The following is a 20,964-nucleotide window of genomic DNA, read 5'->3' on the forward strand; positions in this document are numbered from 1 at the left end:
GTTTAATGTTACCTTGCAGGCTGATATTCCAACTTTCAGCTGTCCGGTACTAACAAGTACGGGATGGGTTGATATAGGGATTATTACATATAAAGTTATAAACGGTGCTTTAAACCCGAATTTAGCTATAAACAATACTGCAAATTCAACTACTATTAATAAAGCGCCTGAAAATAACGGTACTTTAATACCACTAGGCACCCTCACCGGCATCAACCAACCCGCAGGCCTTTACAGTACGGTTGCTTTAACGGCGGGGGCGTCAGCCTGTAATCCGGCCACGAACAGTTATGTGCTGAGTGGTACAGCAACGGTGTCTAACCCCGGTGCGGCCGGTACGCTGACACTGGTGACCGGTGCATTGAGTCAGACGGTGGCAATTGGCAGCGGAAGCACAACCGTCCCGTATTCGATCTCGGGTCTGCCATCCGTAGGGGGAACGCAGACAGTGACCGTCTTTGCCCCGAATTGTGGTTCGGCCGTAACAAGCTATGCGGTCCCGACCAGCTGTACAGTGGCTGATCCGTTAAACTGCTCCGTTAGCCTGGCAGCAACGCCGGGGGCCTGTAATCCGGCGACCAATCAATATACATTAAGTGGTGTGCTTAGTCTGACCAACGCCACGCAGGCTCAGTCGATCACGATCACCAATGGCGTGCAGAGCGCCACGGCAGCTCTTGCGGCTAACACCAGTACCTACAGCTTCTCGCTGAACGGCCTGCCGTCGGACGGCGTCGCCCGTACGCTGACGGTCTTATTCGCAGGCACTGCCTGTAGTTCGGTCTCACAGCAGTATACTGCGCCTGCCTCGTGTTCAGTGGCTCCGCCGGCACCCTGTGCGGTTAGTGTGGCCGTAACGCCGGGTGCCTGTAATTCGGCGACCAATCAATATACACTGAGTGGCGTGCTGAGTTTAACAAACGCCACGCAGGCTCAGTCGGTAACGATCACTAACGGTGTGCAGAGCGTAACGGCAGCATTAGCGGCCAACACCAGTTCTTACAGCTTTACGATGAACGGCTTGCCGTCGGACGGGGCTACCCGTACTGTCACGGTATTGTTCTCGGGCACAGCCTGTAGTTCGGTTTCGCGGCAGTACACAGCCCCCGCTTCGTGTTCCTGCGCCCCGGCGGTACTCTCCAACGTGATTGTTACGCGGGCTACCTGTAGCGGCACCGCCGTCAATAACGACGCCGGCATCCAGATTTCGGCGGCCAACGCGTCGTCGTACCTGGTAACGGGCCCCGGTATTTCGATGACTAACCCGGCACCACTGATCAACGGTCAGGCAACGGTGTCGAACCTGCCGAACCCGTTGGCGACGGCTTCCTATACAGTAACGGTGTTTGCCACCAATGCAAACTGTGCGAGTGCGCAGCAGACGGTCAATCTACCGGTAACGAACTGTAACTGTCCGCCAGCGGTTTGTGTGCCGGTTGTTGCGGAGCGGATCCGGTAAAGAGAGAGCAAACAACATACAAAAAGCGGCGGATGGACATACTCATCCGCCGCTTCTGTTTTTAAGGTGCGTCATATTGCTGCAAGCCGTACCTTTGTGGCCGAGAACCTGTACAATGTCCCACGTAGAGACTATTGCGTTGCCTCCGGGCCGTAACGTTTATTTCGCTTCTGATTTTCATTTAGGCACGCCTTCCCACGAGCAAAGCCTCGCCCGCGAAAGGGCCGTCATTACCTGGCTCGATCAGATCAAGGGCGATGCCGCCGCCATCTTTCTGGTCGGCGATGTGTTTGATTTCTGGTTTGAGTATAAACATGCCATCCCCAAAGGATTTGCCCGGTTGCAGGGTAAACTGGCCGAACTTACAGACGCCGGTCTGCCCGTGATTCTGTTTACCGGCAACCATGACATGTGGATGGCCGATTATTTCACCAAAGAGCTGAACATCCCGGTCCATCGGGAGCCCCGCAGCTATCAGATCGGCGATAAGCGCCTGTATGTCGGGCATGGCGATGGCCTGGGCCCCGGTGATTATACCTATAAGCAACTCAAAAAAGTCTTTGAAAACCGCCTCGCGCGGCTGCTGTTCCGCTGGGTACACCCCGACGTCGGGATCGGGCTGGCGCATGCCTGGTCGCGCCATAGCCGGTTGACGAACAACGAAAAAGGGGAGGATAAATTCCTGGGCGAAGAGCGGGAGTGGCTGTATCAGTACTGCCTTGAAGTGGAGCGGGTGCAGCACCACGATGCCTATATTTTCGGCCACCGGCACTTGCCGCTTGACCTGGCCGTACCACCGTCGAGCCGCTACATCAATCTGGGCGAATGGGTGTTTGCCAAAACCTACGCCGTTTTCGACGGGCAGTCGGTGCAGCTCAGGACGTTTGGAAACCAGGGTTTGTAAGCGAGCGGTGGCACGACTCGCAGTCGTGCCACCGCTTGGCGGGCTGTAAGCAAGCAGAATTAGATTTAGCCAGCGAGCAAAGGGCTGTATGTCAATGGTTTATTTACTCAATCGCACATTCACTAATTCGCTCAATAACGTAGTGTGCTTACGGCAGCGGCTTAATCATAATGTCCTTATAGTAGACTTTGCTTTTCGGATCGTGGCCTTGAAGCGCAACGGTGCCGCTGCTTAATTTTTTCTGTGCATCACCGCCTTTCCGCTCCACATTATCGGGCTCGGTATATTCGTTGATGACTTTATCGTTGATTTTGACCGTTACTTTTTTGCCCTGTACAATGATGTGCTCGGTATACCACTCGTTGTCTTTCACAAAGACCTCTTTCACATCCTGAACGCCATAGACACTGCCGGTTTTCCGCCAGTCGGTGTGGGTCTGGTTTACCTGGATTTCGTAGCCTTTGGATGGCCATCCGTCTTCCTGATAAACCGTGTGGATGAACATGCCGGAGTTGGAGCCGGGTAAGGTCATCACTTTGGCCTTAAACTCAAAGTTTTTGAAATCGTGGTTCTGCAGCGGGCCTTCGTAGAACAGGTGGGCGCGCGGGCCGTTAACGACAATGGCACCATCCTCGATTTTAAACGTAGAGGCGTTAGCACCTACTTTCCAGCCGGTAAAGGTTTTGCCGTCGAAGACCGTTACCCAGCCTCCTTTTGAGTTAGTCGGTTTAGATCCCGCGCAGCCCATAAACAGCATGGCGCAGGCCGCATAAGTAAGTAGTTTTTTCATGAGTGAATTTTGTACCCGGTTTGTGTATACAAGTGCGGAATTGATCGGTTTCTACTCGTTTTGGGTTTAAACCCCTGGGGTGTTTTGGCTCATTTATACAACGAGGTCAGATAACTCCGGAACTCATCAGTATCGTAATTGGCCATACCTTCGATGCGCTGGGCTACCTGACCGTCCGGTTTCAGGATAATGGTCGTAGGGATTGAACTGGTTTCAAATGCCTGCGGCATCGGGCCGGCCAGTCCGAAAACCGGCATTGTATACTGCCTGGTTTTAGCAAAGTCGCGGGCGGTAGCAAATTCATCATCCAGCGACAACATCACGAAAGCTACCTTGTTTTTATCCAGTGATTGATACAGTCGTTCGATAGCCGGCATTTCGGCTTTGCAGGGCGGGCACCAGGTGGCCCACTGGTTCAGAAAAACAACTTTACCCTTAAATCGGGACAGCGAAATGGCATTGCCGCCAGCATCGACCAGGTTCAGGGCAGGGTATCCGTCTGTTGCGGTTTCGGCCGGAGCCGCATCGGTGGTCGGGGCATTTTTAACCCCGGTTTTCAGCACCAGCTGCTGCACGCCGGTCCGGATGCTGGATCCTAAATCAGTAAAAAATAAAATCAGTATGACACCGGCCATCAGGACATACTGCAGCCAGGTTGTTGGTTTTTTCGGGGAAGTCTCCATATGCAGGGTTTATTATATGGCTGGATAACAGGAAGTAATGATCATTGGTTGCAATACGGGATGCATTCACAAGAAAGTATGTAAACAGCCATCCGGGGGAAGGGGTACTACGCTTTTCGCCTGAAAGCGTAGTGTACTATCATCACCTGAGAGCATTATAAGGCTTCGGAGGAAACGCTATCCATCGCTCGGGGTGTATTGCTTAGTAAGCCGCGGGCGATGGAGGATGAGCGTCAGAGCATGGGCATCTGCTCGTTAAGGTTAATTAATTGCCAGGTCAGGCGCCAGTCGAGCTGCAGCGCTGTTTCCGGACAATAATAGCTGATCAGCCGTTCCAGTTCATTCAGCGAATATTTGGTCATACCCTTCGTTTCGGCCATAATCAACATGGCCTGGGAGGCTGGCGGAAACCAGGTCGATTTCTCGTCCAGAAAACGGATCGGAATAAAGCAGGACTTCAGGAGCTTGTGCGTCAGAATCGGTACTTCATACGCGTTGTATGCAACTTTCCAGGTGTCAACCGCCGGGTACTGAAGACAATCTATGTAGCGCTGCACGTTTGTCGGGTTTGTCATACACAATAAAATATTAAAAAACTAAATTAAGCAGCGAATCCCTGAAATTACTGAGAAAGACCCGGAAAGCATAATTTTCCTGAGGTCGCTTGTTCCTTTCCCGGTATAAAGCTGGATTCTACCTTGAAACAATTCAGTAAAACGTATACGTGTTCGTGTGCTTTATGGTGTCTAATTGAGAAAAAAGTATGTTTTAGCAGGGTGAGAGGAATGGAGGGAAAGAGTCTTTTTGTACAAAAATGGAGACAAAAGGAGAGAAAATCAAGGGGAATTACTCTTTTTTTCATGTGGATTAGTGTCTTTTACCGAACCGTCTGATAGGGTTAGAAACGCTCCGGACAATGCCGATAGTCGTATTGTCCGGAGTCGTTCCGGAATAAAAAGTTAACCGAGCATTTCGCGCGCGAGACGTACAACATGATCAACCGTAAAGCCAAAGTAAGCCATCACCTCATCGGCAGGCCCTGACAGCCCGAAGTGCGTCATGCCCAGTATCCGCCCTTCATCGGTTACGTATTTGTGCCAGCCGATGGGCGAGGCCATTTCGACCGCCAGCCGCTTCCGGCAGTCCGGTGGCAACACCTCATCCCGATACGCCTGCTCCTGTTTATCGAATAGCTCCCACGATGGCATACTGACTACCCGTGTCGGGATCCCGTTTTGCGCCAGATGCGTCTGTGCTTCCAGCACCAGCGAAACTTCCGAGCCGGTGGCAATCAGAATGAGCTGAGGGGTTGTGCCGGCTTCGCTCAGGATGTAGGCGCCTTTGTGTAATCCCCTGGCGGACGCGTATTTTTCCTGATCCAGAACCGGAAGCTTCTGCCGCGACAGCAGCAAGGCAACTGGCCCGCTTCGGTGCGTGATCGCAAACCGCCACGCCTCTACCGCTTCGTTGGCATCGGCCGGCCGGATGACAATTGAATTCGGGACTGCCCGCAGGCCAACGTATTGCTCAATAGGCTGATGGGTGGGTCCGTCTTCGCCGAGGCCGATGCTGTCGTGGGTAAAGACAAACGTAGCGGCCGACTCGGCCAGAGCGGTAAGCCGGAACGCCCCGCGCATATAGTCGGAAAAGTTCAGGAATGTGCCACCGTAGGGATGCACCCCGCCATGCCGGGCCATGCCGTTGAGGGCAGCCCCCATGGCATGTTCCCGTACGCCGAACCAGATGTTGCTGTTTTCGTAATGCCTCGGCTGAAAGCTGACATCGCCTTCGGTAGGCATGTCGTTGGATGAGGCGAGATCGGCCGAACCGCCGAAAACGAAAGGCACCCGTTTCTTAATGGCCATAAGGGCTTTGCCGGAAGCCTGCCGGGTAGCCAGCTTGCCGTCGGCAGGGGTGAAAACCGGCAGCTCTTCATCCCAGTTATCGGGTAGCTCATAGTGAAACGAGCGCGTGAAGAGGTCGGCCTGTTGCGGAAAATCAGCCTGCCAGGCGTCGAACCGCTTTTGCCACTCCTCCTGTAGCGAAGCGCCGCGATGGCCTATGGCAGCCATGTGTTTGCCCGCCTCTTCGGGTACAACAAACGACTGTTCCGGGTCGAAACCCAGAAACTCCTTTACCTTTTTCAGGCCTTCTTCGCCCAGCGGATTGCCATGGGCTTTGTTGGTTCCCTGCTGCGGACTGCCATAGCCGATAATGGTCCGGACCGCAATGATCGACGGGCGGTCCGTTTCGGCCTGAGCCGCCCGGATAGCCTGGTCAATGGCTTCCGGATCATTGCCGTCTCCGACCTGCTGCGTGTGCCAGCCGTATGCGGCAAAACGGGCCATGCGGTCTTCGGTAAAGGCCAGATTGGTGTCTCCGTCAAGCGAAATCAGGTTGTCGTCATACAGAAAGATCAGCTTGCCGAGTTTGAGGTGACCAGCCAGGGAGGCGGCTTCAGACGCAATACCTTCCATCAGATCCCCGTCGGAGACAATAGAATAGGTATAATGATCCATGACGGTATGGCCGTCGTGGTTGTAGGTGGCCGCCAGAAAGGCTTCGGTCATGGCCATGCCGACGGCATTGGCAAAGCCTTGCCCGAGTGGCCCCGTCGTTACCTCGACACCGGGCGTCAGGTTGGACTCCGGGTGACCGGGGGTTTTGGAATGCAGTTGCCGGAACTGTTTCAGGTCATCAAGCGACAGGTCATAGCCGAAGAGGTGGAGCAGGCTATACAGCAGGGCCGAACCGTGGCCGGCTGACAAGACAAACCGGTCACGGTCGGGCCAGTTCGGGTCTTTCGGATTGAACCGCAGGAAACGCGACCATAACACATACGCCATAGGAGCCGCGCCGAGCGGGAGGCCGGGGTGACCGGAATTTGCTTTCTGGACAGCATCGACAGACAGGAGCCGGATGGTGTCAATACAAAGCTGATCGAGGTCAGTCTGAGTGTTTTTCATACGTTTTAAAAGCATTAACGCCGGTAATCAGACAGGATTTCGGGAAATAAATCCTGAGTAGCCCGCAAGCCTGCCGGAAAACCAGTTAAGCATGTGCTTATAAAACGTAACAACTCAGCGGGTAAGTTGATTACTAAAAATGAGGGATTACGCCAGAATATCGCGGATTACCTGCCCGTGAACATCCGTCAGCCGGAAGTTCCGGCCCTGAAACGGAAACACCAGCTTTTCGTGGTCAAAGCCCAGTACATGCAGGATCGTTGCCTGTAAGTCATGAATGTGGGTACGCCCTTTGACGCCATAATAACCGATTTCGTCGGTCTCGCCGTGGCTGTACCCTGCCTTCAGGCCCCCGCCTGCCATCCACATGGTAAAGGCATCAATGTGGTGGTCGCGGCCTTTAAACGGCGAATCGTTATCACCGGCGCGGTTTTCCATCATCGGGGTCCGGCCAAACTCGCCGCCCCAGACCACCAGCGTGTCTTCGAGTAACCCGCGCTGCTTGAGGTCTTCCAGCAGGGCTGCAATCGGCTTGTCAATGGTACGGACATTATTCCGGAGTCCTTCCCCGACACCGCTGCCTGCATCCGTACCGTGGGAGTCCCAGCGGCGGTCGAACAGCTGTACAAACCGTACCCCTTTTTCGAGCAGCTTGCGGGCCAGCAGGCAGTTATTGGCAAACGACGATTTGCCGGGCTTCGCTCCGTACCAGTCCTGCACCCACTGTGGTTCATCGGCAATGTCCATTGTTTCGGGCACTTCCGACTGCATGCGATAAGCCAGTTCGTATTGCGAAATGCGGCTCAGAATCTCCGGATCGCCGATTTCTTCGTGTTCCAGTTCGTTGATCCGGTTGATGACATCGATGGATTTTTTGCGGAGGCTGTCGCTGACACCCGACGGATTTTTGATATAAAGCACCGGCTCGCCCATGGAGCGGCACTGCACGCCCTGATAGACCGTTGGCAGGAAACCACTGCCCCACACCGACTTACCGGCGCTCGGATCGGAGCCGGAAACGAGCACGACATAACCCGGCAGGTTCTGGTTTTCGGAACCAAGCCCGTAGGTGACCCACGCCCCCAGACTTGGGCGTCCGAGCCGGGGGCTGCCCGTATGCATAAACAACTGGGCAGGTGCGTGATTGAACTCATCGGTATGCATGGCCTTCAGAAACGTCAGGTCATCGACTACTTTGGGCAGGTACTCAAAATAGTCAGACAGGTAGGTGCCCGACTGCCCGTATTGGCAGAATTGGGCCTGTGGTCCCAGCATTTTCGGAACCCCTTTGATGAACGCGAACCGTTTCCCTTCCAGCAGCGAGGGCGGGCAGAGCTGACCGTCGAGTTTGGCCAGTTCGGGTTTGTAGTCGAACAGTTCCAGCTGCGACGGAGCGCCTTCCATGTGCATAAACAGCACCCGTTTGGCTTTCGGCGCAAAAGGCGGACTGACCGGCTTCAGCGGGTTCCCGGCGAGCTCCGCTTTGGGTTGCCCTAACCCGCAACTGTCCAGCAGCGACAGCAGGGCGAGCGATCCCAGCCCCGACGTACATTGCTTCAGGAAATGGCGTCTTGTATTAAACGTGGCTTCCGAAAACAGGGCTTCGTCAGCGTGGGAGATCCGTTTCATTTGGTCAGGGTTTCATCGAGGTTTAACAGGGCATTGGCTACCAGTGCCAGGGCATTGGGGTCGGGTGCGGGCGATGGTTTCCGTCGTGGGGGCAACGCATCGGCATACAGTTTTTCGAGCAGCACAAGCTTGGCCGGGGCCGGTTGCCGGAACATGATCCGGCGGTAACCGGCGGCGATTTTATCAGGGATCGTCCGGCCGGATTTGTTCATCAGCTGCGCCAGGTGCCGGGCTGCTTCCGTGTAAACCGTATCGTTGAGCGTCGTCAGGGCCTGCAGCGGGGTGTTTGTCCGGACGCGGCGCGAGACACAGACGTTTCGCTGCGGACTGTCGAAGGTCACCATCGACGGGAACGGATTGGTCCGTTGCCAGAACGTGTACAGGGCGCGCCGGTGCCGGTTCTCAGGTTTCTCGTTTTCCCAGCCCCGATCCGCCGGGTTAAACGGGCGGACACTCGGGCCGTAGAGTTCGGTGTTTAGTAAGCCGCTGACAGCCAGCGCCTGATCACGGATTTGCTCGGCACTCAGCCGGACCCGTGGCCCACGGGCCAACAGCAGGTTACGCGGATCTTTTTCCAGCAGCTCCGGCGTTGTTTTGGCCGACTGCCGGTAGGTCTCCGACAACACCATCGACCGCAGTAGTTTCTTCACACTCCATTTGTACTCATCCTGAAACTGAACCGCCAGCCAGTCGAGGAGTTCGGGGTGGCTGGGTTTGGCCCCCATCGTCCCGAAGTCTTCAAGTGTTTCAACCAGGCCGATGCCGAACAGCTGCTCCCAGAACCGGTTGACCATCACGCGGGCGGTCAGCGGGTTCTGTGGACTCACCAGCCAGCGGGCCATGTCGAGGCGGTTGGTCTGGCCGGTACTGTTTTGAACCAGAAACCCCGGGATTGCCGGCGTAACCACAGAGCCCTTGGTGAGCCAGTTGCCGCGGATGAAGACATGCGCCGTACGTTTCCGGCTGGCAGGGCGTTCCAGCATAACGGGTGTCGAAATGGCCGGAATCTGTGCCAGTTGCAGGACCGAATCCCGCAGGGCCTTGTCGCGCTGAATCGGGGCATTGGCCACCCCAAGTTCGATCCAGTCGAGGTGTACGAGGTCGCTGCGGAACTCCTTGTCTTTCCGGAACACGACCACAATCGTGTGCAGACCGGTTGCCGGTTTGACAGGCGTCGTCATGGTCCGGAACGTTTTCCAGCTGCCCCACGATGCCGGATCGCCCTCCTGAGCGGGCAGGATTTTCAGGCGGCTGAGCAGCGGGCCATCGGGCCGGTCGAGATGCAGTTCCAGAAATGAGGTAAAAGAGGTGGTATAGTTGTACGAAATCTGCGTAACGCCGGTCATGTCCACGTTTTCGTAGGCGACAAAAGCACCTTCGGTGGTTTGCATGATGGTGGTCTGGTTGTTGAACAACTCAATGTGGCGGCTGGTGCTGTCGAAATCTTCGGCTTCAATCCGCCGGTAGCCCAGGGCCGACAGCAGGGCCTGACGCTGTTGCCCCAATCCGCCTTGTTGAGAATGGCTCAGATACGGTTTTGTGGCCGGTTGTGCCTTAATCCAGGCCATCAGCTTGTTTACGCGCTGCTCATGCTCCGGCCTGAATGTATACAGTTTAGGCTTTTCATTGTACAGGTCTTTGTCGCGCGTGTTGTTGAAATATGCCATAAACCTGTAGAAGTCGGCATGGCGGATGGGATCGTAGGGGTGGCTGTGGCACTGCACACAGGCCATGGTTGTCCCTTGCCAGACCTCCCAGGTCGTGCTGACGCGGTCGATCAGAGCCATGTTCCGGAATTCTTCGTCGTTGGTGCCGCCCTCGTCGTTCGACATGGTATTGCGGTGAAAGGCGGTAGCAATCAGCAGCTCATCGGCGGTTTTCGGGTCGGGGGCGGGCAGCAGGTCACCGGCCAGCTGTTTCACCGTAAATTCGTCAAAGGGCATGTCGCGGTTCAGGGCCTTAATTACCCAGTCGCGGTAGAGCCAGATGCTGCGTTCGAGGTCTTTTTCATACCCTTTCGAGTCGGCATAACGGGCCAGATCGAGCCAGAGTGAGGCCCAGCGTTCCCCAAACTGCGGCGACCGCATCAGCTGATCAACCAGTTTCGGATAGGCATCCGGCGAATTGTCGGCCAGAAAACCGGCGGCTTGTTCCGGGGTTGGCGGCAGGCCGGTCAGGTCGAGGCTGACCCGCCGGAGCAGGGTGGCTTTGTCGGCTTCGGGCGAAGGGTTCAGCCCTTCCTTGTTCAGCCGGTCACGGACGAAAGCGTCAATTCCCGCCGCATCGTCAACGTCGGGCGGTTGCAGGTGGCGGTCGGGGCGGATATAGGCCCAGTGGTCTTCCCAGTCGGCCCCCTGATTGATCCACGTTTTAATCAGCTTGATTTCATCGGCCGACAACGGCGGGTGTTCCTGCGGCATCCGGAGCTCAGGATCATCGGTCAGCAACCGTTTGACCAGCCCGGAGTTATCGGCATCGCCCGGAATGATGGCATACTTACCGGATTTGGCCTTTGCCAGCGCTTCTTCCCGGAAGAGCAGACTAAACTTCCCGCTTTGTTTGATGCCGCCGTGGCAGGTAATGCATTTCGTGTTAAAAATAGGCCGTATGTGCTGATTATAGCTGATTTTCTCATCGGTAAACAAAGAGCTGAGCGTGCAGGCCGTCACTGTACACAGCAAAAGCAAACCGCTAAACCAGTAAATTCTCATACGCGGGCCGGGAGTTTAGGCATTCAGAAAACGAACATGTCAAGCTGTGAATAAAACGTAGAAATCCTGGCATTCTACCGTTTAGCAGGCCTATTTTCCGGTAAAAAAAGTAGGTGGTTCCGTTTCGCCGCTTATGCCCATAAAAACATTCCTGACCTTATGTTCCGTTATGTGCTGCTGGCCGCAGGCTGTTTGCTGACGGCCGCTTTTTACGCTCCGTCGTCCGACGAAAAAGACACTGACTGGCCGGAGTACCTTGGCGGGCCCGACCGGAATCACTACTCGCCGCTTACCGGAATTAATCCGGAGAATGTGGGCCGGCTAACGGTCGCCTGGACGTATGCCGCGCCGGACTCAGGGCAGATGCAGACCAGTCCGATTATGGTCGACGGGCTGGTTTATGGCGTGACCAGTACCGTGCAGGCGTTTGCGCTTGATGCGAAAACCGGCAAAGAAGTGTGGCGTTTCGGTGACCCGCTGAAGAGCTGGGCCAGTACGAGCCGCGGGGTTACCTACTGGCAGGACGGCACTGACCGGCGCATTCTCTATACCGTCGGACCAAACCTGTGGGCCCTCGACGCAAAAACGGGTAAGCCGGTCCAAAACTTCGGCGACGGCGGCAAGGTGGACCTGCATACGGGGCTGCCGGCCATTGCCAAAGACAAATTCATTATCTCAAATACGCCGGGTACGCTGTTCGGCGATCTGATCATCATGCCGCTGCGGTTATCGGAAGAAGCAGATGCCGCCCCCGGCGATATCCGGGCGTTCAACGTCCGGACCGGCAAACTCGCCTGGTCGTTTCATACCATCCCGTATCCGGGCGAACCCGGTTATGAAACCTGGCCGAAAGAAGCGTACAAAAATACCGATGTCGGCGCGGCCAATAACTGGTCGGGCATGGCCGTTGACCGCAAACGGGGGATTGTTTTTGTACCGACCGGCTCGGCTTCGTATGATTTCTACGGCGGCAACCGGAGGGGGCAGAACCTGTATGCAAACTGTTTGCTGGCGCTGGACGCCCAAACGGGTAAACGACTCTGGCATTATCAGTTTATCCACCACGATGTCTGGGACCGTGATATACCGGCTCCGCCGAATCTGGTGACGCTGAACCACAACGGTCAGCTGGTCGATGCGGTGGCGCAGGTCACCAAGCAGGGGTATGTGTTTGTCTTTGACCGTGTAACCGGCAAACCGTTGTTCCCGATCAACGAAGTGCCTGCTCCGAAATCGGCCATTCCGGGTGAAGTAACGTGGCCAACCCAGCCTGTACCGTCGAAACCGGCTCCGTATGCGCGGCAGGTGAATACCCTGACCGAAAAAGACATCAGCCCCTATGCCGAAAACCGTGACTCCCTGGTAGCCCGTTTCCGGAAATACCGCAAAGAGCTGTTTGCCGCCCCGAGCCGCGAAGGAACCATTATTTACCCTGGCTTCGACGGAGGGGCGGAGTGGGGCGGAGCAGCGGCCGACCCTGAGGGAATTCTGTATGTCAACAGCAACGAAATGGCCTGGATTCTGACCATGGTCGATACGCCGAAGCAGGACGCCCTGGCCCATCTGCCGACCGGAGAACGGATCTATACCACCACCTGTACGCCTTGCCACGGAGCCGACCGGAAGGGCAACGCCAAAAGCGGTTACCCGTCGCTGGTCGATATTGGCCGTCGCCGCGACCGCGCTGCCGTGACGCAGGTGATCAGCAACGGCAAAGGCATGATGCCGGGTTTTACGACCCTGACCGCCGACGAAAAACAGGCGCTGGTAGCGTTCCTGTTCGGCGAGGAAAAAAAAGAAGTGGCTTCGTCAACGGCCTCAAAAAAGCCGTGGTTGCCGTACCGGAGCACGGGGTACAACAAGTTTCTGGACAGTCAGGGGTTGCCGGCCATTGCCCCGCCCTGGGGGACGCTGAACGCCATTAACCTGAATACGGGCGACTATGTCTGGAAAATTCCGTTTGGCGAGGTGCAGGCGCTGAAAGACAAGGGCATCCCGACGACCGGTACCGAAAACTACGGCGGGCCGGTCATTACGGCGAGCGGGCTGCTGTTTATCGGCGCTACCAAAGACGGCAAGTTCCGGGCATTTGACAAAAAGACGGGGCGGCTGCTTTGGGAAACCAAACTGCCGGCGGCCGCTTTTGCCACGCCGATAACCTATCAGATTGGCGGGAAACAATACGTCGTGATTGCCTGCGGGGGCCAGAAACTGGGCACCCCCAAAGGCAATCAGTATGTCGCATTTGCCTTACCGTAAGGGTTAGCCCGGCGGAATCCGGATGGTGACGCGGGTGCCTGCCGCGCTGCCATCCGGAAACACCAGGTCTTCGAACTGAACCATCGGCTGGCCGGTGTTGGTCTGGTCCAGCAGTTTCAGCCGTTCTTCGGTGGCTGATACCGAAAATGAAACATGCCGCGATGGTCCCTGCTGCTGATTTATTTCGGCCGAACGGGCCCGCCCGATGCCGTTATCTTCCACCGTGCAGAGAATAAACGCTTCATCTTCTGACAGGGAAAAGGCGATGCTGAGCTCCTTCGGCCCCTGCTTGTGCAGCAGACCGTGCTTCATGCTGTTTTCAACAAACGGCTGTACCAGCATCGGGGGGAGCTGGTGGTAATCTTCGTCGAGGTCATCGCTTAGGGTAATGCGGTAGGCAAAATCCTGCGGGAACCGCATTTTTTCGAGTTCCAGGTATTTCGTCAGGATGTCGGTTTCGGTGGACAGACTGATTTTTTTCTTGCCCGACACCTGTAAAATCTGGCGGGTAAGCGCGGTGAAGTTCCCCATCTGCTCGTTGGCTACCTGCTTATCCCCGTACATAAACTGTTCCTGAATGCTGTTGAGTGCATTAAACATAAAATGCGGGTTCATCTGGCTTTTCAGCGCTTTCAGTTCACTGTCCCGGGCTTGCTGCTCAATGGTAATGCGGCGCTCGGCCTCCTGCAACTGTGTCGTCAGCAGTTCGCGCTGCTTGCGGTTCCGGAAGCGGGCAAAAAGGCCATAGGCAACTACCGACAGCGCAACGGCAAGGGCCAGAATAGTGTAAATCAACCCCGTTTTCCGCCCCGATTCCAGTTCAGTAATTTGCTTCTGCTGGGCCAGTGTCCGGATCGCGTGGTCTTTCTTTTCGGTCTCGTATTTGGTGTTGAGCTCCTGAATGGTTTTGTCTTTCTGAATTGTAAACAGGCTGTCTTTGAGGGATATGTATTGGTTAAGGGCGAGGTAGGCTGCCTTGAAATCATTACTCTTCCGGTAACTCTGCTGTAATTCAAAATAAATATCCATCAGCCCTTCATTATCACCGGTTTGTTGGGCAATGGTCTCTGCCTGCCGGAAATAGCGCAGGCTTTGCGGAATGTCTCCCAGGCGGGCATACGTCTGACCAAGGTTTCTCAGATTTTTGGTCCGTACAAAATCTACGTGATGCCGTTCAATTTCGGCTTTGGCTTCCTGCAGGTAAGGCAGCGCTTTGTTTGGCTGGCCGGCATTGAAATAGGTCTTGCCGATGTTGTCGAGCGTCAGCGCGATACCGAAGCCGATCTGCTGGCTACGGCAGATGTGCAGTACCTGCTCGTATACCTGGATGGTTTTGACGTATGCTTTCTGTTGGGCGTAGGCATTGGCCAGGTTGGTCAGAATGGCCGCACGGTTCTGGCTTACTGTGTCATGGTGCTGTACCAGCAATTGGTCCGCTTCGGTCAGCAGGCGGATGGAGCGGGCATTGTCGCTGTTGTGGTAAAAGACATTAGCCAGATTACTTTTGCCGATCACGATGTTGCGGTAATCACCGCGTTTTTCGGCCAGCCGCAGCGCCTGTACGTAGTATTGGGTGGCCTTGTCGTTGAGGGAGCGGCTGAAATAATAATTGCCCAGGCAGTTTAGTGACCGGATCTGCCCGAGCTCGTAGCCAAGTGTATTGGCAATGCGGTTGGCTTCGGTGGCCATGTTCAGCACCGCCGTATCGGACCGGAACGTGGCAGCTACACAGGCATCAATCAGGAGCTCAGCGCGCACCGTATCGGCCTTCGGGTGTTTTTTCAGCTGTTGTAACAGTGTTTCGTACGATTGTTGGGCCAGGGCAGGTCGGACCACGCCAGGCCATGCAAACAGCATAACCGCCAGCCAGATGAGCTGTTTCATAATCAGGGTTTAGTCGGGTGGGTTGGAAATTGGTTACACGCGGATACCGGCAATGAACTCGTCGAAGTCCTTTACTTTTTCACGGGCAATGGGAGTGCTGAGGCCATTGTCAAACTCGACCGTGGCGCCATCCTTTTTGTTGTACCGCCGGATCTGATGCGTGTTGATCAGATAGGAGCGGTGAATGCGGTAGAAACGCTCGTCATCGGCCAGAAGCTCGTCAAACTCCTTGATTTTTTTGCTGACCAGTGTTTTTCCCTGACGGGTAATGACATTGGTATACGAGCCGTCGGCTTCAAAGAAAAAAATATCGTCCAGCTGCACGAACAGCAGGCTGTCGGCCATCGGCAGGGCAATCTTCTGTAGTTTGGTCACGTTCAGATTTTCCCGCAGCACGGAGGCCCGCTGGCTGATCTGGCCCTGTCCGATGAGTTTACGGGCCTTTTCTACGCCGGCGATCAGTTTGGAAATACTAACCGGCTTCAGCAGGTAATCAACCGCCGAAACCTCAAAGGCCCTGAGCGCATATTCGGAATAAGCCGTACAAAAGATTACCTCAAACGAGGGTTGCCGGAAATAGTCAAACAAGGCAAAACCATTCTCTTCCGGCATCTCAATGTCCAGAAAAACCAGATCGACCGGTTGGTTATTGATCATTTTAACCGCACTGCGGATGTCTCCCGCTTCGCTGATGCTCCGGATAGCCGGACAATGGTCGGCAAGGAGCTGGCGCAGCAGCGACCGGGCGGCGGGCTCGTCATCAACAATAAGTACACGTATAGGCATAGGTTGAACCAGGTGGCGGTCAGACAATTGATAACTGTTCCGAATAATACGATAAAAATACGTACCGGGATTTATGGAATCAAAGATGCACTTCGTGAACGGCAGGCTGCATTTCGTGAAACCGGGCAGATACAAACTGACGTGTTGTACTAGTTTCGGGGCATCAACGGTTGGTAAACAACAGGTTACTGCCGGCCGGAGAATCTAACCTTTCTGATAAGTCAGATTTACACTATGAAAAAAGTATTTACGACAATTGTTGGGATGCTGCTGGCCTGGAACGCACAGGGGCAGTCGGCTATTGACCTTTCGGAGGACAAGCCTACGGTAAGCAACGGAATAGAGTTCAGCTACATGGTCAGAAACGAGCGCAATGAGGAGTCGTATTCGCGCTACGAAGTGTCGGTGACGGCCCAGAATAAGAGCGGCTGTATGCTGATCTATTTCAAAAAGGCAGGCGAAGAACTCAACAGCATTTTTGAAGGCGATCCGTCGGCCATTGCCCGGTTCGAATGCGTGAATGCCACCGGCAAACGGCTGACCTCCAAAGGGGCAAACGTAAAGGCAAAACCGTTTTTTGTGCCCTATACCAACAACGGCACCACGACGAAAGTAGAGGGTGGCTATCTCCTGAAAAATGGCTCCCGTGTCTCGGCTGACCTGATTGTCATTGTGCCGAAGGGCGAACGACCGAAGTTTAAAGTACGCCCGCAGGACTTTGTTGATGTTGTTGAATAACCCCTTAAATCGTCTCTGAAATGATGAAAACACTGCTTTTTATTGCTCTCTTCTCCGGTTCACTGTTTCCGGTAGCTCAATCTGAAACAGCCACAAAGCAGGTACAGGAAAAGTACGTAACCGTAACGCTGCTGCGCCCGAAAGACCGCTCAACGGCCGCGCACGTGACCAAAGCCCTCGTCAGCTACTTCGGCATACATCAGCGGCAGGCAATGGAAATTGTCGCGGCGGCTCCTGTTATAATTGCCAAAGAAGTAGTCAAGGAAGAAGCAGCATCGATAAAAAGTGCGCTTGAAGCGGCCGGTGCTGAAGTTGAAGTGAAATAAACGGTTCTGAAAAACACTCAGGTATGAAAACGTATTCTCCTGTTCAATTTATTGCCGGTACGCTGCTGATCATCAGTGCTCTGGTGCAGCCTGCGGGGGCACAGACCTGTCCGGGCGTTACCGTTGCCGGAACAACCAGCACCATCGGCACAACTCCCGCCTTACTGAATTTGCCGGTCGGGGTTGCCGTGGATGCGGCCGGCTTTATCTATGTCGCCGATTCGGAGAATCACCGGATCGTGAAATTTGCCCCGAATGCAACGTCCGGGAGCGCCGGTACGGTTGTCGCCGGCACAGGATCGGCCGGCAGCGGACCGCAGGAACTGAATAAACCGACCGGTGTTGCCCTGGATGGGAGTAACAATATCTATATTGCTGACTATGAGAATCACCGCATTCAGAAGTTTGCCCCTAACTCGGTAGGTGGCGATAACGGAATCACGGTGGCCGGTACCGGTACGAGCGGGTATAGTCCTGAAAAGTTAAATAGACCATATGGACTTACCGTTGATGGCGGCGGTTATCTCTACATTGCCGATGCGCAGAACCACCGCATCCAGAAATTTAACCCGAACTCGGTTGGCGGCGACAACGGGGTCACGATTGCCGGCATGACAATTAGCGGCTTACCCAGCTTTGGCTCAGCGCCCGACCGGCTTTATTATCCGCTCGGCGTGGCTGTAGATGGCTCAGGAAACGTTTACATTGCTGACGCCAACAACTACCGGATTCAGAAATTTCCGCCGAATTCGGTTGGGGGCGACAATGGGGCAACCGTAGCCGGCATAACGATAAGTGCCGGACCGGCCAGTAATCAGTTGGATACGCCCCTGGGTGTGTTCGTTGACGGAGCGGGTTTCATTTATGTATCAGACTGGTATAATCACCGGATACAGAAATTTCCCCCGAATTCAACGGAGGGGACTCCCGGCATAACCGTAGGCGGGACATCCGGTGTATCGGGGTCATCAGCAAACCAGCTGGACAGGCCATCCGGCCTTGCCGTCGATGCGATGGGCTCGGTTTATGTGGCCGATCAGAATAATCACCGCGTCCAGAAGTTTGTTCCGGGCGGGCAAACCGCAACGGTAAGCGGGCTGACGGCCGATGAGTCGGCGTGTCCGGTCCGGTTACGGGGTACTGGCAATGGCCAAACGTTTGTCTTCTCCGGACCCAACGGCTATGTATTCAGCGAAGTGCACCGGACCGCCGGTACCTATCAGCCGGTAGCGTTTGATGTCCGTGTGCCAGGCACGTACACCCTTCAGGCCGGTACTGCCGGTGGGTGCGGATCGTCCGTTCCGGCGCAGATGACCGTGACGGTAGCCCGCAGCTGTCCGTAGGTTATTGGCTGGTAAACGTGTATTGAACAATAAGCAATAATACAGAAGGTTAGTGATATTGGGCCGGGCTATTGCCTGGCCCAATGCCGTTTTACAAACTGTATCCAGTCTTTTTCGGCTGCCGGTATCCGGACATCCGGCGCAAAGCCAATGTTGTCGATCCGGTATTGGCGGGTCCAGCCGTTACGGCCCCAGGGCAGCGCAAGGCTAAAACTCCCGTCGCAGAGGTTAAAGTTCTGGTCGAGGCCATAGTCCATCACCCCGTGGGTATTAGTACCGAACAGCGTCACTTTTTTACTTTGTTTACACTCAAAAACAAAAAACTCAGTGCTGCTGCCGCAACCTTTATCAATCAGCAAGGCGATGCGTTTCGGGTTGGCGTCGGGACTGACATCGGCGGGGCGGGTGAGGTCTTCGCCGTCACTGACCATACCGCCCGGATTAGCCAGTAAGCCGGTAAGCAGAAAACGTTGCCGCTTGATGAAAAAGGCATTGTTGACCGAATCCTTCATCATCGAAGCAATATTGTCGCGGGTCGATTCGATGAGCTCCGGGCTGGAGCGGTAATCCCATGACGGATACTGGATCGGGTTGGTATAAATCAGCTTAACCATCTCGTCGGAGGTCGACGTATTGCCACCCCCGTTCCCGCGTACATCGAAAATCAGGTCCGGCGTCCGGCTGATAAGTTGGGCATTGGCCCGCAGCAGGCTGTCGAGCCGGTCAACCTCCCGCTGGTTAAAGACGGCGAGCCGGATATACAGCGTTTTCGGATCGAGCTGCCGGAACTGAACCAGGTCGGTGCGGTCTTTGATCACGTCTGCATAAAGCACCGGCGCGGCTCCGGCCTGTTGCCGGATAACAAACACATGGCTGTCTTTGAAAAACGACGTGTATGTTTTGAGTACAGCATGGCAGTCATCAGCGGTCTTTGCGCTGCGGGCGAGTTGTTTTGTTTTAGTAACCAGCTGATTATAGCTTTTTTGTGTGGCCGGCGTAACCTTGTCGGTAAATCCGGCGTAAATGCGGGTTGTTTTATCAATGGCCTCGTTGAGCGCGGCCGGACATCTACAGCCGGTAGCCGGTCGGGAAGATTGTCCGAATGCAGTTACGCTAAAAAAGAACAGGCAGAACAGCAGAATGTGGATTGTTTTCATACGTTTTCAGATGTGCTTACCCTGAAAATACAAACCGGCCGCTGATCTACCTGCCTGATCAGCGCGGCCGGAAATGCTTGTCGGCAAACCGGAGATACTGCTCCCAGTCATAATCGGTTACGTCGTGGCCGCCGGGCCGGATGTGGTAACTGATCTGCCCCTGTACGGATTGATTCAGCGGGGGCAGAGTGGAAACCGGCAAGCCATTGGTTTTAAACAGCCGGTAAACCGGTGTTGCGGCCACCGCCGACGCAAACTCACCCGCCGGATCAGCGCCCTTGTCGTCCTGTGCACTGCCGATGTAGACCGGCCGTGGCGCAATCAGCCCGATGACCATGTGCTGGTCGAAAGGGAGCAGTGTGTCTTTATCCATGTATTGCCGGAAGCTTTTGGCGTACCAGTGCGGGAACACCGTACACAGACGACGGATGTTTTCCCCAACGCCCCGATGAAACAGTTTGGCACCGCCCGCGCCGGATTCGTGGCTGATCACCAGCGCAAACCGCGGGTCTGAAGCCCCCGCCCAGAGTGCGGCCTTACCGAGTCTCGACCATCCGAAAACGGCTACCTGTTTCCGGTCAATGGCCTTATCGGTTTCCAGGTAGTCCATGATCCGGCTGAGGGCCCATGCCCATGCACCGATGGTGCCGAAATTATCGGGCCGCTGCTGGTAAGCCGGAAACAACTGATGTACCCCCGTCGTCAACGTTGATCCGGCCTCGTCCGACGCTACATCTTCGCGGTAGGCGGTTACGAGGGCATAACCCGCTTTCAGGATTTTTTCGACGGGCCACTGCCGCGCATTGGTGCCCCGACAGGCTTCCGTCGCGCGGTTATGCTGTACGCAGCTCAGGTCGATATACGGATTGTTTTTACCAGACTCGACAAACGATTTTGCCAGCCGGATGCCCGGATCGGGGTGGATGGTGTGATTCCCCCAGAAATTCAGCCCGACAATCGCCGGTGCGGGGCCTTTCATCTGATTGGGAATATAGAGCAGCACGTCGGTTTTGGGCCCCTGCGGTGTGCCGTCGTAGTAGATCACCACCTGCTTCCGTGTGGCCAGACCGCCGAGGGCCTGCCGGTCTTCGTCAACCACGGCAAACCGCATGCGTTCGGGGCGCGGAGGGGCCTGCCCGTACATCTCCGACGCAAATAGCTTCAGCAACTCAGGGCGGCGTTCTTCCGTCCACTGGCGGGCGGTCTGCACGCGCTTGCCAGTGGTCAGTACCAGCGGATTCGGAAGCGTCTGCGCTACTGAACCGGTTGTACAGACCAAAAGAAAACAAAGGAAAAGGTTGGATAATGAAAACAGTAACGGTCTCATGA

16 protein-coding genes are annotated in these 20,964 nt (G+C 55.2%); 6 read left to right on the forward strand and 10 right to left on the reverse strand.

Going from position 1 to position 20,964, the window contains the following annotated elements; genetic code table 11:
- Positions 1–292: 292 nt before the first annotated feature.
- Both BLX24_RS00045 and BLX24_RS00050 read left to right on the forward strand, forming a co-directional pair.
- Positions 293–1,459 (forward strand): hypothetical protein, encoded by a 1,167-nt coding sequence (locus tag BLX24_RS00045; protein ID WP_143092527.1) that lies wholly within the window; start codon positions 293–295, stop codon positions 1,457–1,459.
- Positions 1,460–1,574: 115 nt separating this feature from the next.
- Positions 1,575–2,363, forward strand: a complete 789-nt coding sequence (locus BLX24_RS00050) for a UDP-2,3-diacylglucosamine diphosphatase (protein ID WP_071501060.1) — start codon at positions 1,575–1,577, stop codon at positions 2,361–2,363.
- 148 nt (positions 2,364–2,511) lie between these two features.
- Here BLX24_RS00050 and BLX24_RS00055 read toward each other — a convergent pair whose 3' ends face one another.
- The 6 genes from BLX24_RS00055 to BLX24_RS00080 form a co-directional block, all read right to left on the reverse strand.
- Complete coding sequence (locus BLX24_RS00055; protein ID WP_083421718.1) at positions 2,512–3,153, reverse strand: 3-keto-disaccharide hydrolase; 642 nt, start codon at positions 3,151–3,153, stop codon at positions 2,512–2,514.
- Between the two features lie 89 nt (positions 3,154–3,242).
- Positions 3,243–3,836, reverse strand: a complete 594-nt coding sequence (locus BLX24_RS00060; RefSeq protein WP_071501061.1) for a TlpA family protein disulfide reductase — start codon at positions 3,834–3,836, stop codon at positions 3,243–3,245.
- A gap of 233 nt (positions 3,837–4,069) precedes the next feature.
- Positions 4,070–4,411 (reverse strand): hypothetical protein, encoded by a 342-nt coding sequence (locus BLX24_RS00065; RefSeq protein WP_071501062.1) that lies wholly within the window; start codon positions 4,409–4,411, stop codon positions 4,070–4,072.
- A gap of 384 nt (positions 4,412–4,795) precedes the next feature.
- A complete protein-coding gene (tkt, locus tag BLX24_RS00070) occupies positions 4,796–6,802 on the reverse strand; it encodes a transketolase (RefSeq protein ID WP_071501063.1) in 2,007 nt (668 codons plus the stop codon).
- 147 nt (positions 6,803–6,949) lie between these two features.
- The gene (locus BLX24_RS00075; protein WP_071501064.1) at positions 6,950–8,431 is read right to left on the reverse strand and encodes a DUF1501 domain-containing protein; all 1,482 of its coding nucleotides are present in this window, start codon (positions 8,429–8,431) and stop codon (positions 6,950–6,952) included.
- Complete coding sequence (locus tag BLX24_RS00080) at positions 8,428–11,142, reverse strand: DUF1553 domain-containing protein (protein WP_071501065.1); 2,715 nt, start codon at positions 11,140–11,142, stop codon at positions 8,428–8,430. Before BLX24_RS00080 ends, BLX24_RS00075 begins: the two co-directional genes overlap by 4 nt.
- 159 nt (positions 11,143–11,301) lie before the next feature.
- Here BLX24_RS00080 and BLX24_RS00085 point away from each other — a divergent pair, with 159 nt between their 5' ends.
- The gene (locus tag BLX24_RS00085) at positions 11,302–13,401 is read left to right on the forward strand and encodes an outer membrane protein assembly factor BamB family protein (protein ID WP_071501066.1); all 2,100 of its coding nucleotides are present in this window, start codon (positions 11,302–11,304) and stop codon (positions 13,399–13,401) included.
- Positions 13,402–13,404: 3 nt separating this feature from the next.
- Here the strand turns inward: BLX24_RS00085 and BLX24_RS00090 are convergent, their stop codons facing one another.
- The gene (locus tag BLX24_RS00090) at positions 13,405–15,285 is read right to left on the reverse strand and encodes a tetratricopeptide repeat-containing sensor histidine kinase (RefSeq protein ID WP_071501067.1); all 1,881 of its coding nucleotides are present in this window, start codon (positions 15,283–15,285) and stop codon (positions 13,405–13,407) included.
- A gap of 33 nt (positions 15,286–15,318) precedes the next feature.
- Complete coding sequence (locus BLX24_RS00095; RefSeq protein WP_143092528.1) at positions 15,319–16,071, reverse strand: LytR/AlgR family response regulator transcription factor; 753 nt, start codon at positions 16,069–16,071, stop codon at positions 15,319–15,321.
- Between the two features lie 234 nt (positions 16,072–16,305).
- Here BLX24_RS00095 and BLX24_RS00100 point away from each other — a divergent pair, with 234 nt between their 5' ends.
- From BLX24_RS00100 to BLX24_RS00110, 3 genes are read left to right on the forward strand one after another with little or no spacing between them, the layout of a single operon-like run.
- Positions 16,306–16,809: a hypothetical protein gene (locus BLX24_RS00100; RefSeq protein WP_083421720.1), complete on the forward strand. Its 504-nt coding sequence runs from the start codon at positions 16,306–16,308 to the stop codon at positions 16,807–16,809.
- A 20-nt stretch (positions 16,810–16,829) separates the two neighbouring features.
- Positions 16,830–17,135: a ribosomal protein L7/L12 gene (locus BLX24_RS00105; RefSeq protein WP_071501068.1), complete on the forward strand. Its 306-nt coding sequence runs from the start codon at positions 16,830–16,832 to the stop codon at positions 17,133–17,135.
- Positions 17,136–17,158: 23 nt separating this feature from the next.
- A complete protein-coding gene (locus BLX24_RS00110) occupies positions 17,159–18,478 on the forward strand; it encodes an NHL repeat-containing protein (RefSeq protein WP_071501069.1) in 1,320 nt (439 codons plus the stop codon).
- 68 nt (positions 18,479–18,546) lie between these two features.
- Here the strand turns inward: BLX24_RS00110 and BLX24_RS00115 are convergent, their stop codons facing one another.
- Together BLX24_RS00115 and BLX24_RS00120 are read right to left on the reverse strand one after the other, a co-directional pair.
- Positions 18,547–19,635: a S41 family peptidase gene (locus tag BLX24_RS00115; protein WP_071501070.1), complete on the reverse strand. Its 1,089-nt coding sequence runs from the start codon at positions 19,633–19,635 to the stop codon at positions 18,547–18,549.
- A gap of 58 nt (positions 19,636–19,693) precedes the next feature.
- Positions 19,694–20,962, reverse strand: coding sequence for a glucuronyl esterase domain-containing protein (locus tag BLX24_RS00120; RefSeq protein ID WP_071501071.1), 1,269 nt, complete (start codon positions 20,960–20,962; stop codon positions 19,694–19,696).
- Positions 20,963–20,964 lie beyond the last annotated feature (2 nt).

It is taken from the genome of Arsenicibacter rosenii (assembly GCF_001870735.1).
GTDB lineage: Bacteria > Bacteroidota > Bacteroidia > Cytophagales > Spirosomataceae > Arsenicibacter > Arsenicibacter rosenii.